This window comes from Granulicella mallensis MP5ACTX8, assembly GCF_000178955.2.
Classification (GTDB): Bacteria; Acidobacteriota; Terriglobia; order Terriglobales; family Acidobacteriaceae; genus Granulicella; species Granulicella mallensis.
Genome location: NC_016631.1, coordinates 5,129,835 through 5,143,512, shown reverse-complemented (window position 1 = coordinate 5,143,512; position 13,678 = coordinate 5,129,835). Strand labels below are relative to the sequence as shown.

General features: G+C 58.9%; 6 protein-coding genes. All 6 read right to left on the bottom strand.

Annotated features, from left to right (window positions below):
- Positions 1 to 171 precede the first annotated feature (171 nt).
- Positions 172 to 2,145, bottom strand: a complete 1,974-nt coding sequence (locus ACIX8_RS19940; protein ID WP_014267191.1) for an NHL repeat-containing protein — start codon at positions 2,143 to 2,145, stop codon at positions 172 to 174.
- A gap of 213 nt (positions 2,146 to 2,358) precedes the next feature.
- Positions 2,359 to 4,332 carry an NHL repeat-containing protein gene (locus ACIX8_RS19935; protein WP_014267190.1) on the bottom strand — a complete coding sequence of 658 codons (1,974 nt, stop codon included), beginning with the start codon at positions 4,330 to 4,332 and terminating at the stop codon, positions 2,359 to 2,361.
- A 215-nt stretch (positions 4,333 to 4,547) separates the two neighbouring features.
- Positions 4,548 to 6,485 carry an NHL repeat-containing protein gene (locus tag ACIX8_RS19930; protein WP_014267189.1) on the bottom strand — a complete coding sequence of 646 codons (1,938 nt, stop codon included), beginning with the start codon at positions 6,483 to 6,485 and terminating at the stop codon, positions 4,548 to 4,550.
- A gap of 213 nt (positions 6,486 to 6,698) precedes the next feature.
- Entirely contained in the window at positions 6,699 to 8,684 is a 1,986-nt protein-coding gene (locus ACIX8_RS19925) for a virginiamycin B lyase family protein (protein WP_014267188.1), read from the bottom strand.
- A gap of 276 nt (positions 8,685 to 8,960) precedes the next feature.
- Positions 8,961 to 11,537, bottom strand: a complete 2,577-nt coding sequence (locus ACIX8_RS19920; protein WP_223295396.1) for a TonB-dependent receptor — start codon at positions 11,535 to 11,537, stop codon at positions 8,961 to 8,963.
- A gap of 714 nt (positions 11,538 to 12,251) precedes the next feature.
- On the bottom strand, positions 12,252 to 13,676 hold the full coding sequence (locus tag ACIX8_RS19915; RefSeq protein ID WP_014267185.1) for a sensor histidine kinase: 1,425 nt from the start codon (positions 13,674 to 13,676) through the stop codon (positions 12,252 to 12,254).
- Positions 13,677 to 13,678: the final 2 nt, after the last annotated feature.

Here is a 13,678-nt window from a genome sequence, read left to right as displayed (position 1 = left end):
GTCTCACTTTGGCTAGCAAGGGATAAACTCCATCGAAAAGTTGGCCCGTATCCGACGAAAAGGCTCCCATTCCTGCGTAAAGAACACGCAGGAATGGGAGCCGGATAACGAAGAGACTAATGTGCTGAGTCTTCAGTTCGTTAAAGAACCAGCGTTACCCTTCGCGCCGTTCTACGGCCGTGTGCCAAGATTGCTGCTTCCGTCCGTCGTCGGGATCACGGGTAGGCCTGCAGAGATCGGAGTAATCACGGGGGCACCGGCGCCGACCAGCTCGGTCAGGGAGTTGCCGTTGAAATTCGGCACCCAGACGTTGCCCGAGCCATCGATCGCGATCCCCTCAGGCCCATTCAAGCCGCCGCCGGTATAGAAGCCGGTCCCAGAGAGGATGGCTCCGGTACTGGAGAACTCGGTCACGGTGTTGCCGCTGAAATTCGGCAGCCAGGCGCTGCCCGCGCCGTCGATCGCGATCCCAAAGGGCTCGTTCAGGCCGCCGCCGGTGTAGCCGTTCCCGGAGAGGAGCACCCCGGCATTGGAGAACTCCGTCACCGTGTCACTTAAGCCATTTGGCGTCCAGGCGCTGCCCGACCCATCGATCGCGATGCCCTCTGAAAAGCTCAGGCCGCCGGTGTGCTCGGAGAGTAATGCCCCGGCATTGGAGAACTCGGTCACGGCGGAGCCGCCGAAATTGCTCACCCAGGCGTTGCCCGAACCATCGATCGCGATCCCCTCCGGATCGGACAGGCCGCCGCCAATGTAGCCGTTGGCTCCGGAGAGGAATGCCCCGGCGCTGGAGATCTCGGTCACGGAATTACCGTCGGTATTCGCTACCCAGGCGTTACCCGCGGCGTCGATCGCGATCGCCTTTGGCGCGGCCAGGCCGCCGCCGGTATACCCGTTGGTGCCGGAGAGAACTGTCCCGGTGCTGGAGAGTTTGGTCACGGAATTACTTGAGACATTCCCCACCCAGGCGTTGCCTGCGGCGTCGATCGCGATTGCCTCTGGGGAGCTCAGGCCGCCGCCGGTGTACCCGTTGGCTCCGGAGAGAAAGGTCCCGGCACTGGAGATCTCGGTTACAGAGCCACGTCCGGCATTCGCCGCCCAGACGTTGCCCGAGCCGTCGATCGCGATCGCCTCTGGTTGGTTCAGGCCGCCGCCGGCATAGTTGAGGGTGAGAGACAGGTCGTTGGCCGAGCTGAAGAAGGGCTGGAAGGGACTGGCGTTGGTCGCCAGAGTGAACAGCGCACTGATGTGGCCACTCGGATTCTGCGCGAAGTTGATGGCCGCCGTCGCCGTATCGATAGGGGCTGTGCCGTATGTTGTATTGGACAAGAGCGTGCTGCAACCCGAGGAACTGACGCCGTTGGAGTTGACGCAGGCGGCCAGGAAGTCCGCCACCGTGTTGATCCTCGTCACAGGAACAGTAACGCTGCTATTGGTAGGGAAGGTCGGATTGGCAACTCCGCTGGCCTGATTCACGATATTCAGTGCGGTGTTGAAGGCGTTGGCAAGACCGATACCGGAGAGTGCATGACCCGACACCACACTGGGCGCGCCGATGTGCAGGGGGTCCGTAGCAAAGCCCCCCAGGGCAAACGCCGCAACCACCGTACTGACCTCATTCATGAATACAGAGGTTACGTTCGGGAAGGCCGCGCTGGCCGTTGCACTGGCGCAGTTGCCCACGACAGCCATCAGCGAAGCTGCAGGATTCGGTGTGCCGGCGATTCCTGCACCGGCCAACTGTGGATCGCCGCCCGTCGAGTACAGGTAGACCTGGGTATTCGGAGTGCAGGAAAAGTTCCCATTGATATCGAAGTTGCCGAAGGTGTCCGTAACGACGTAGAAATTCGCGTTCGAATCCGCCGGGTTTCCGGTCGCGGCGGTCAGCAGCGAGGTTGACGCATTGCCGGTAGTGGGAGCAATGCCCCGGCCGCCATAAGCGGCTGTGCTGGCGGCGTACATATAGACATGAGAGCCACTGATCGGTTGTTGGCCTCCATGAACGATGCCCCGAATATGCATCGCGGTCTGTGTCGCGGTATCGGAGGTAGTTCCGAAGTTTGCCGAGCAACCGCTCAGCCCCAGAACAAAAGCCACGCTCAGTACGCTGGCTACAGACGAGAAGGATAGACGATGGTTTTTCACGAAGTCTCCCACACCGGAACGGTGGCTTTGTGCTGAAACTTACCCAGAGCTGATCTTGAACTGCAAATAGCTTAACAGCAGAGAAACAGCACCTTGAATAGCAAGGTGTAGACTCACCGGAAAATTAGCCCGCACCCAACGAACGATGGCGCCCACTCCCTGCGCAAAGAACACGCGGGAATGAGCGCCAGGTAGAGTCCGAAGCCGAAGAGGCTACGGGCGTGTGCCCAGGTTGCTGCTGCCGTCCTTGGTTGGGATAACGGGCAGACCGGCAACGATTGGAGTAATCACGGGGATACCTATACCGATCATCTCAGTCACGGAGTTGCCTTGTAAATTCGTGATCCAGGCGTTGCCCGAACCGTCGATCGCGACCCCAACGGGCGAGCTCAGGCCGCCGCTGGTGTAGCCTTTGGCTCCGGAGAGGAATACCCCGGAGTTGGAAATCTCGGTTACGGAGTTACCTTGATTAATGACCCAGGCATTGCCCGCGCCGTCGATCGTGATCCCAGTTGGAAAACTCAGGCCGCCGCCGGTGTAGTCGTTAAGGACTGCCCCGGCGTTGGAGAACTTGGTCACGGAGCCACCTCCGAAATTAAACACCCAGGCGTTGCCCACGCTGTCGATCGCGATCCCCTCTGGCGAGTTCAGTCCGCCGCCGATGTAGCCCCCGATCCCGGAGAGGACCGCCCCGGCGTTGGAGAACTCGGTCACGGAGTTACCATCCTCATTAGGCACCCAGGCGTTGTTTGCGCCGTCGATCGCGATTCCAAAAGGAACGTTCAGTCCGCCGCTGGTAAAGCCGTTGGGCCCGGAGAGAAATGCTCCGGTGCTGGAAAGTTTGGTTACGGTGCTACCTTCATTGGCAACCCAGGCGTTGCCCACGCTGTCGATCGCGATCCTCTCTGGAAAGCTCATGCCGCCGCCGGTGTAGCCATTGCTCCCGGAGAGGGCTGCCCCGGTGCTGGAGAGTTCGGTCACGGAGTTCGCTAAGAAATTAGGCAACCAGGCGTTGCCCGAGAGGTCGATCGCAATGCCTTCTGGTAAGTTCAGTCCACCGTCGGTGTAGCCTTTGGTCCCGGAGAGAAATGTCCCGGCGCTGGAAATCTCGGTCACGGTGTTGGCTCCGAGATTGGGCACCCAGGCGTTGCCCGCGCCATCGATTGCGACCCTGAAGGGCGAGTTCAATCCGCCGCCGGTGTAGCGGACCCCGAGGGACAGGTCGTTGGCAGAGGTAAGGATGGATTGGAAGGGGCTGGCATTCGTTGCCAGGCTGAGCAGCGCGCTGACGTTGGCTGCCGGGTGCTGCGCGATATGGATGGCTGCCGTTGCTGTGTCGGTCGGAGCTGTACTGTAGGTCGTGTTGGAGAAGAGTGTGCTGCAGCCCGATGAGCTGACACCGTTGGAGTTGACGCAGGCCGCGAGTATGTCCGCCAGGGTGTTGATCGTGGTCACGGGAACTACGGCCCGGCTGTTGAGGGGAAAAGTTGCATTGGCTGCACCGCTGGTCTGGTTCACGAGATTCAGCGCGGTATGGAACGCATTGGCCAGGCCGGTCCTGGCAAGCGAATGACCCGCCACCGAGCTGGGAGCGCCGATGTGCAGGGGATCGGTAGCAAATCCCGCCAGCGCATAGGCTGCAGCCACCGTGGTGACCTCATTCATGAACACCGAGGTAACCCCCGGGAAGGCCGAGCTGGAGCAGTCGCCTACCACTGCCATTAGAGAGGCCGCGGGATTCGGCGTGCCGGCAATTCCTGTTCCGGCCAACTGAGGATCGCCGCCGGTCGAGTATAGATACACCTGCTGGCCGGACGTGCAGGCAAACGCCCCATTGATACTGAAGTCGCCAAAGGTGTTCGTAGTGACGTAGAAGTGCCCGTTCGCATCTGCCGGGTTCCCCGTCGCGGCGGTCAGCAGCGAGGTCGACGCATTGCCGGTGGCGCCTTTTGTCGGAGCAATACCGTTACCACCATAAGCGGCTGTGCTGGTCGCGTACATATACACATGCGCTCCGCTGATCGGTTGCTGGCCACCATGAACCAGTCCTTGAATGTGTACCGCGGTTTGGGTTGTGGTATCGGAAACATCTCCGAAGTTTGCCGAGCAACCGCTCAACCCCAGAGCACAAGCTACGCTCAGTACGCTGGCCACAGACGAGAAAGAAGATAGAGGATGTTTTTTCACGAAGACTCCCACACCGGAACGGTGGCTTTGTGCTGAAACTTACCCAGTGCTGATTTTTGAACTGCAAATAAGGTTAACAGCAGATCGGCTGTACGTTGGAAGACAAGGTATAAAACTTCACCGAAAAATGAGCCTGCGCCTAACGAACGAAGGCGCCCACCCTGCGCGAAGAACACGCAGGAATGAGCGCCGGTAGAGCCCCGAAGCCGAAGAAGCTACGGGCGTGTGCCCAGCTTGCTGCTTCCGTCCGTCGTTGGAACAGCAGGCAGACCTGCAGCGATCGGAGTAATCACAGGAGCACCGATGCCGATGAGCTCAGTCAAATAGTTGCCGCCTAAGCTAGGCACCCAGACATTGCCCGAGCCGTCGACCGCAATCGACTCCGGAAAGGTCAGGCCGCTGCTGGTGTAGCCGTTGACTCCGGAGAGGACCGTCCCGGTCTTGGAGAACTCAGTCACCGAGTTCCCCATAAAATTACTCGCCCAGACATTGCCCGCACCATCGATGGAGATCCCCTCTGGGTTGTTCAAGCCGGCGCCAGTGTAAGTATTGAGGACCACCCCTGCGTTGGAGTACTCGATCACGGCATTCTCGAAATCACTCGTCCACGCGTTGCCTGCGCTGTCGATCGCAATCCCGGTTGGAAGGTCTGGGGCGGATATCAGAGCAAAGGGGAGTGCCGTGGCGTTGGCGAACTCGGTCACTTCGCCGGGGGTACTAGCCACCCACGCATTCCCCGCGCCATCGAGGGCAATCGCATCGGCCTCATTCAGATCATGGCCGTTGTAGGTTTTAAGCGGTGTCCCGCTAGGAGAGAACTTATTCAAGACGCCACTGTCGAATATAAAATTGGCCACCCAGCCGTTGCCTGCGCTGTCGATCGCGACCGACCTCGCCTGCATATTGCCAGTGGAGTAGCTGCCGAGGACGACCCCGTTATTGGTGAATTCGGTGATGGAGGTGCCCAGGCTATTCGTCACCCAGGCGTTGCCCGAGAGGTCGATCGCAATCCCAAAGGGCCCATTCAGGCCGGAGAAGCCGCTGGCCCCGGAGAGGAATGCCCCGCCACTGGAGACTTTGGTTACGGAGTTCCCTGTGTTATCCGTCACCCAGGCGTTGCCCGCCCCGTCGATGGCTACTGCCTGTGGTCTTCTCAGATTGCCGCCGGTGTACTGGATTCCGAGGGTCAGGTCGTTGGCAGAGGTAAGGATGGACTGGAAGGGGCTGGCATTGGTTGCCAGGTTGAGCAGCGCGCTGACGTTGGCTGCCGGGTGCTGCGCGATGTTGATGGCCGCTGTTGCCGTGTCGGTGGGCATCGTGCCGTAGTTTGTATTTGTGAAGAGCGTGCTGCATCCAGACGAACTGACTCCGTTGGAGTTGATACAGGCCGCGAGTATGTCCGCAAGGGTGTTGATCGTAGTCACGGGAACGGCGGCGGTGGCGTTCAGAGGCAAGGTTGCATTGGGAACCCCGGTGGTCTGGCTCACGATGTTCAGCGCAGTATTGAAGGCATTAGCAAATCCAGTTCTGGCAAGCGCATGGCCCGCCACCGCGCTGGGCGCGCCGATGTGCAGGGGATCGGTAGCAAATCCCGCCAGCGCATAGGCTGCAGCCACCGTGGTGACCTCATTCATGAACACCGAGGTAACCCCCGGAAAGGTCGAACTGGAGCAATCGCCGACAACCGCCATCAGCGATGCCGCGGAGTTTGGCGTCCCAGCTACTCCTACGCCATTCAACTGCGGATCTCCGCCGGTCGAATACAGATAGACCTGCTGGCCGGAAGAGCAGGCAAACGCTCCATTGATACTGAAGTTTCCGTTTACATCTGTGGTGACGTAGAAGTTCCCGTTCGTATCTGCCGGGTTCCCCGTCGCGGAAGTCAGCAGCGAGACCGACGCATTGCCGGTAGCGCCTGCGGTCGAAGCGATGCCATTACCGCCATAAGCAGCGTTACTGGCGGCATACATATACACATGTGAGCCACTGATCGGCTGCTGGCCACCATGAACCCGTCCTTGAATGTGTACCGCGGTTTGGGTTGCGGTATCGGAGGTGGTTCCGAAGTTTGCCGAGCAACCGCTCAGCCCCAAAGCAAAAGTCACGCTCAGTACGCTGGCCACGGACGAGACGGATAGACGATGGTTTTTCACGAAGTCTCCCACACCGGAACGGTGGTTTCCTGCTGAAACTTACCCAGAACTGTTCTTGAACTCCAGATAGCCTAACAGCAGATAAACAGCACTTTGAATAGCAAGGGGTAAACTTCACCGGAAAATCAGCCTGCGCCTAACGAACGATGGCGCCCATTCCTGCGCAAAGAACACGCAGGAATGAGCGCCGGGTAGAGCCCGAAGCCGAATAAGCTACGGGCGCGTGCCCAGGTTGCTGCTTCCGTCCTTCGTCGGTACAACGGGCAGGCCGGCAACGAGCGGAGTAATCACAGGGGCAGCAACGCCGACTATCTCCGTCACGGAGTTGCCTTGGGCATTTGCGACCCAGACGTTGCCTGAGCCGTCGACCGCGATTGCATAGGGCTCGGACAGGCTACTGTCGGTATAAAAGCCGGTCCCGGAGACGATGGTTCCGGAACTGGAGAGTTCGCTCACGGTGTTATGTCCGGAATTTGCGACCCAGACGTTACCCGCGCCGTCGATCGCGATCCCACTTGGCTCGCTCAGACCACTGCCAATGTAGCCCTTGGCCCCGGAGAGGACTGCCCCTGTATTGGAGTATTTGGTCACGGTGTTCCCTCCGAGATTTACCACCCAGACGTTGCCCGAGCTGTCGATTGCCACCGTAAAGGGGTCGAACAGGTTGCCGTCAGTGTAGCCATTGGCTCCGGAGAGGAATACCCCGGTGTTGGAAAGCTCGACTACGGAGTTCTCTCCGAGATTCGCGACCCAGGCGTTGCCCGAGCCGTCAATCGCGACCCCAAAGGGGCCGTTCACGCCGCCGCCAATGTAGCCGTTGGCTCCAGAGAGAACTGTTCCGGTGCTGGATAACTCGGTCATGGAGACACCTTCGGTATTCGTGACCCAGGCGTTGCCCGCGCCGTCGAACGCGATCCCACCGGGCCCGTTCAGGCCGCCACCGGTGTAGCCATTGGCTCCGGAGAGGAATGCTCCGTCATTGGAGAGCTTGGTCACGGAGTTGCTTGGGAAACTACTTGCCCAGATGTTGCCTGCACCGTCGATCGCAATCCCCTCGGGGTTGTTGATGCCGCCGCCGGCGTAGCCGTTGGCCCCGGAGAGATAGGTCCCGTTGCTGGAAATCCCGGTCACGGAGCTACCTCCGGAATTTGTGACCCAGGCGTTTCCCGCCCCGTCGATCGCAACTGCATCTGGCTGATTCAAGCCGCCGCCGGAGTAGTTGAGCGTGAGAGCCAGGGTTTTGGCACGGGTAGAGAACGGCTGAAAGGGGCTGGCGTTGGTCGCGAGATTGAGCAGAGCGCTGAGGTTGCTGGTTGGATTCTGCGCGAGGTGGATGGCCGCCGTTGCGGTGTCGGTGGGAGCCGTCCCGTTATTCGTGTTGGCGAAGAGCGTGCTGCATCCCGACGAGCTGGCTCCGGTGGAGTTGATACAGGCAGCCAGGAAGTCCGCCACGGTGTTCATGCTCTCCACTGGAACGGTGACCTGGTTATTGTCCGGGAAAGTCGCATGAGGCGTTCCGCTGGCCTGGTCCACAACATTCAGCGCGGTAGTGAAAGCGTTGGCCAACCCGGTCCCGGAGAGCGCATGCCCAGTTACCGCGCTGGGCGCTCCGATGTGCAGCGGGTCTGTCGCAAAGCCCGCCAGCGTGTAGGCCGCGACCATCGTGGTGATCTCGTTCATGGCTACGGACGTAACCCCCGGGAAGGCCGAGCTGGAGCAATCGCCCACAACAGCCAGCAGCGAGGCTGCGGGATTCGGTGTCCCGGCAACTCCTGTTCCGGCCAACTGCGGATCGCCGCCGGTCGAGTACAGGTAGACCTGCTGCCCGGAAGTGCAGGCAAACGCCCCATTGATATCGAAGTCGCCAAAGGTATCCGTGGTGACGTAGAAGTTCCCATTCGTATCCGCTGGATTTCCCGTTGCTGCCGTCAGCAGCGAGGTTGACGCATTGCCGGTAGCACCGGAAGTGGGGGCGATGCCGTTCCCGCCATAAGCGGCCGTACTGGCGGCATACATATACACATGCGAGCCGCTGATCGGCTGCTGGCCGCCATGAACCACGCCTCGAATGTGCATCGCGGTCTGCGTCGAGGCCGTGGAGACGTCCCCGAAGTTCGCCGAGCAGCCGCTCAGCCCCAGAGCAAAAGCCACGCCCAGTACGCTGGCTACAGACGAAAAAAATAGACAACGATTTCTCACGAAATTCTCCCACACCGGAACGGTGGTCTTATGCGTAAAACATATGCAGAACGGGGCCCGGGAATCCCAGATAGGTTATCAGCAGACCGGCTGCACTTTTATCAAAATTCCACCGGGAAATTGAACCATGGGCGATCGAGACACCGCCTCGCAGAGCGCAAACACTCTGCTGCAAACAAAAACGGAAGGGCAGGGGATCAACCCCTGCCCTTCCATTTTTGCCTCAACCAGCCGCGATGAAGAGGCTCTTCACCTCGTACCGCTGAGGGATATGGTCTATCGTTTGCCGGTATAGCCGAACGTGACCGTAAGCATCACACTGCGCCCAGGGGTTTGCGTCAACTGATCTCCTCCCGAGATAGCCGTCGTCGCAAGATACGGCGACATGGTTCCATCGGGCAGGATCAAGGGGTTTGGGGATGCCGCTGGAATGACGCCGACGATATCGTGCGCGTTCAGCAGGTTATTGAAGCTCAACCCCACCTTTGTGCCGTTGAATCGCGAATGATTCTTGACCGTGTAGTTCAGGAACAGGTTCACGGTGCTGAAGGAGTCCGTGTAGACCTGGTTGTGATACGAGCCGTTATCGTTCCATTGCGGTCCGATACGCTTATCGAATATTCCCAGGTCAATATTTTTATCCTGGTAGGTCAATCCGTATCCTTGCGTATTCGCCGGGGTATTGGTGACCCAAAGTCCCGAAGGCACGCCTGCACCCGTGTAGGTTGCCGAGCCGACAGTTCCATTCGCATAGAAGCTCAGACCCTTCCACAGGGACACGTTGGTCTCGAGTTCGACACCCTTGCTGATGGAGTCAGGACCGAGGAAGTAGAGGGTATCCCCCTGGCCATCGGTTGGGTTGAAGGCGCTATACGTGTTCTGAAACTTGATGTAGTAGAAATCGCCGTCCAGCATCAGCCGCTTGAGCTTCAACACCGAACCCGTCTGGTACGTGGAGACTCCCGTTGGCTTCGGCAGGTCCGAGACCTTTCCCGTCGACACATCGAAGACGCTGGTCGGAGGAATGATGCTGCCCTTGGAGAACTGGCCATAGACCGACCAGTTATTCATGATGCGGTAGTTGGCATCCGCCGAGGGCAGATAGGAGTGATACCCCGCGACATTGTTGATCGACGCCGCGCCGTTCAGGTTTCCAACCGTCTTGCCATCATCCGCAAACTGCGTGAAGTTCTGGTTGTAGTAGGCGTACTTTAAGCCACCGGTAAGCGTGAGCCTGGGGATAGCGCGATACTCGTACTCCGCATAAGGCTGATAGATGTTGGTGTAGTACGTCTCATGGAAGTTCGGCAAGGTCTGGTCGAGGCCGGTAAGCGGATCGGAAGGGAACTGGAAGCGATTAGTAGTCGACCAGTTGTACCAGAGCCCTGTGCGGAAGACGCCGTACTTCGAGGTCTGGCTGATCGTGCTGGTCTCTCCGTACTGGCGATAGCTGTTGAGCTTGTCGATGCCGCACGGCAGCCTGCCGTTGGATTGAATCGTCGCGCAATATCCATTCGGATCGGCGGCGGTCGGCGTATCCGTGAGAGTGGTGATCGATCCGATGTTTGTATAGTGCTGATGGTTGTTGTAGCTATAGGTGTAGGGCTTTACGTCCAGGCTCCAGCCATGATCGAACAGCGATTTCACTCCGACATACTCGAAGTCGGTAGGCACATGGTTCTTGTTGTAGTGGTAGTTGGAAGGGTCGTTGGGAATATCGTTCAGCAGGAAGTTGTATCCGAACTGAGCTACCTGGTCTCGCGTCGGCAGGTTTGCGTCCGGAGTATTCGCATCGAGGATGAGGACGCCGCTGAATCCGGTCAAGACCGTCTTATCCGAGAACTGGTACCGTACCTTGATCTCTCCCGCGTTGCGCTCCTGATGGTTGAAGGTCTCGAAGCCATCCGAGGTCAGCCGGTGCACATCGAGCGAGAGGCTGGTCTTGCGATTGGCGCCGATGCTGCCCGAGTCGTACTCACCGTCCAGCAGAAGAGTATTGAACGAGCCGTAGGAGACGGTGCCCCGTACCGCATGCTGCACCGGTACCTCTTTGGAGAGAAGATTCACCGATCCGCCGAACGGGGTAGGCCCGATGGTGGAGGCGGAGCCGGGGCTGCGGTCGAAGTCGACTCCGCCGATCCACTGGCCCGGAAAGAAGGCCCACGAGTGGTGGCTCGGAGTATTCGTATCCTGGAAGGGAATGCCGTCCCAGGTAATGTCGTATTCGCCATCCTGGAAGCCGCGGAATGAAGTGGTCGCCTGGCCGAGGCCGACTCCGTTGGTATTGATGGTGAAGGTGCCGGGAACGATCTGAATGATCTCGGTATAGTCCGCCACCGGAGACGTGAACTGCTGAATGAACTCGGAGCTGATCTCCGATCGCGCGGAGCGGGCATTCAGAAGGGACTGAACCGGCGAGGCCTGAGCGGCGATGGAATCCGAGTCGGCCCCGGAGCCGTCGACTGTGACCTGCTGCGATACATTGCCGACGTTCAGGTTGATCGAAATGTCCTGCGGTTGGCCTGCCGTGATGAGCAGCCCGGTGCGGTCGGTGGTGCCAAAGCCTGGCGCTGTGACTTCAACGGTATATCTGCCTGCAGGCAAATCGAGGGAGGAGAAGTGTCCCTGGGCATCGGCAGTGAGCTTACGAACGGCATTGGTCGATTCATTCTTTACGGTCACAGTAGCGTTCTGTACCGCATTGCCCTGCGGGTCCAGAATAATTCCCGTAAGAGTTGTATCCGGTCCCTGTTGTCCCGACATGCGGATGGGGCTTGCCGCGAAAACAATCACGAATAGGCTTGCAACTACGACGCAGCGCCAAAGCTTTACCAAATCCTGTTTCAATTTCAAGGTCTCCTCCAAAAACACCAATAAACGTCTTGGTTTCGCAAACGTAGCCGCAGAGTATGAACTTGGAGTTACATTCGGTCTGCTGTGACTTTGGCGCGGGGGCAGATCGCAACCGCTCTCTTTTCAAGATCGTGACCGGATCTGGCAGGAGATGCAAAAAAACCTGATTCCACGGCCTTTTTGCTTCGTGCTGAGCAGCAGTCTCGTGTCGTTGGTGGCATGAAATCCAGGCGCGGGAAGAGCGGTGCATCCCGTCGGCCTTCAGCTTTCCTTCAGATGGATTTCAGCTTTTCTTAAGAAGCAATACGGAGGAATGAATCACGCACGCTAAGTATTGTCTGACGAATCGGAGATAGCGGTTTGGAGCGAAACCAAGCTCTCTGCACGCATAGCTTTTGTCTTTCATTTCCCCACAGAAGCGTCATCAGCTTTTGTTTGTACTCCCACAGAATCGTCATCCTGAGCGGAGCGTCCCGTCTTTTGGGGACGCGCAGTCGAAGGACCCCGAGGGTTACTATCTTGCCCATATCCTTCGGACCTTTTCTACCTCGATCGCTCGAGCCCGGACTCTCGTGCTGGAAAAGATCCCAACCTCTTGGGCGAGATCAAATCCTTCGGGGTCCTTCGACTGCGCGTCCCCAAAAGCCGGGGCGCTACGCTCAGGATGACGTCTCTATAAGGGAATAAGATATATCGTCCCCGATTTGTCAGACACTAAACTGTCTGCACTTTCGGCATCGCCGCCTGCAATCCCGCCGCTGCCGGAAACCTGATCTGAAAGACGGAGCCGTTCAACGGCATGCTCTCGACCGTCAACTCCGCCTGGTGTGCATCCGCGATCCAGCGCGCAATCGCCAGCCCCAGCCCATTGCCTGCCTGCGTCTTTCTCTCGCGTAGATCCGCTTGGTAGTACCGCTCGAAGACACGCTGCCGCACGTCCTCCGACATGCCGATGCCCGTATCGCGCACCGTCACGACGATCTCGCTTTCGGTGCGCGACACCGCCGCCCCAATCTCTCCGTGCGCCGGCGTGAACTTGATGGCATTGTCCAGCAGAATGCCCAGCAGCCGTTGCAGCAGCAGCTCATCGCCTTCGATGTACATCGCTTCATCCGGAAGATGCCAGTCGAGCATGATCCCGGTCGACTCCGCCAGGTCTTCGACGCGCCTGCATCCATTCACGACCAGTTCACAGATATTGATTCGCTGGAACGCGACCTCATGGCTGAACGTCTCGCTGCGTGCCAGCGAGAGCAGGGCATCCAGCAGCGTGGAAGCCGTGCGACACTCCATCACCACCTTGTTCAGGTCTTCGCGATACTCCTCTTCCGAGTGGCGCTGATGCAGCGAGAGCTGGGCTGTAGCCAGGATCACCGTGATCGAAGTCCTGAGGTCATGCGACACATCCGCCGAGAACTTGCTGAGTCGCGAGACCGCCGTCTCCAGCCTGCCCAGCAACTGGTTCCAGGCCACGGCCAGATGCTGGATCTCGTCCTGCGCCGAGGGCACAGGCAGTCTCGCGGAAAGGTTACCGATGCCGATATTCACCGCTGCCCTCGTCATGCGGTCTACCGACTTCAGCGCCTTGCGGCTCAGGAAATACCCGCTGATGGCGGAGAGGCTCAACAGCACAGGCGTCAACAGCAGCAGGGCATTGCGATAGACCTGCAGCATGTAAAACTCTTCATCCAGCGCGCCGCCGATGTAGAGGCGCTCCTGCCGTCCATTCAACAGAGCCAGGTGGCACATCACCATCGCGGGTTTGTTCTCGAGGGTCTGAAAGAAGTAGACCGTCTGCTCGCAGCTGTCACTCCCCGGGGAGATTCTGTCTTCCTTATTGACGTCGAGCGGAAACAGCAGGCTCCCATCCGGGTTGCGAATCTCGAACAGGTTGCCTTCATGCGTCGCGATCGCATACTTCCTGAGCTGCTCGGTCAGAGGCGAGGGAGTCCCCTCAACCTTGTTCTCTTTGAGGAACTGGGTCAGCCTTTGTTCACGCCCTTGCAGGTGCGACTTCTTTCCCTGGAACAGCGCAAACCGCAGCGCGCCGTAGGACAGCACACCGAAGAGCAGCAGGCCCGTAAAGGTCACCAGCAGATACCACAGAGTGAGTTGTGCTCGAACGGAAAAATCGCGCATCG

Bases quoted from the DNA above. Each gene is read 5' to 3' on its own strand.
- ACIX8_RS19915 (WP_014267185.1), bottom strand. From the start codon at position 13,676: ATGCGCGATTTTTCCGTTCGAGCACAACTCACTCTGTGGTATCTGCTG.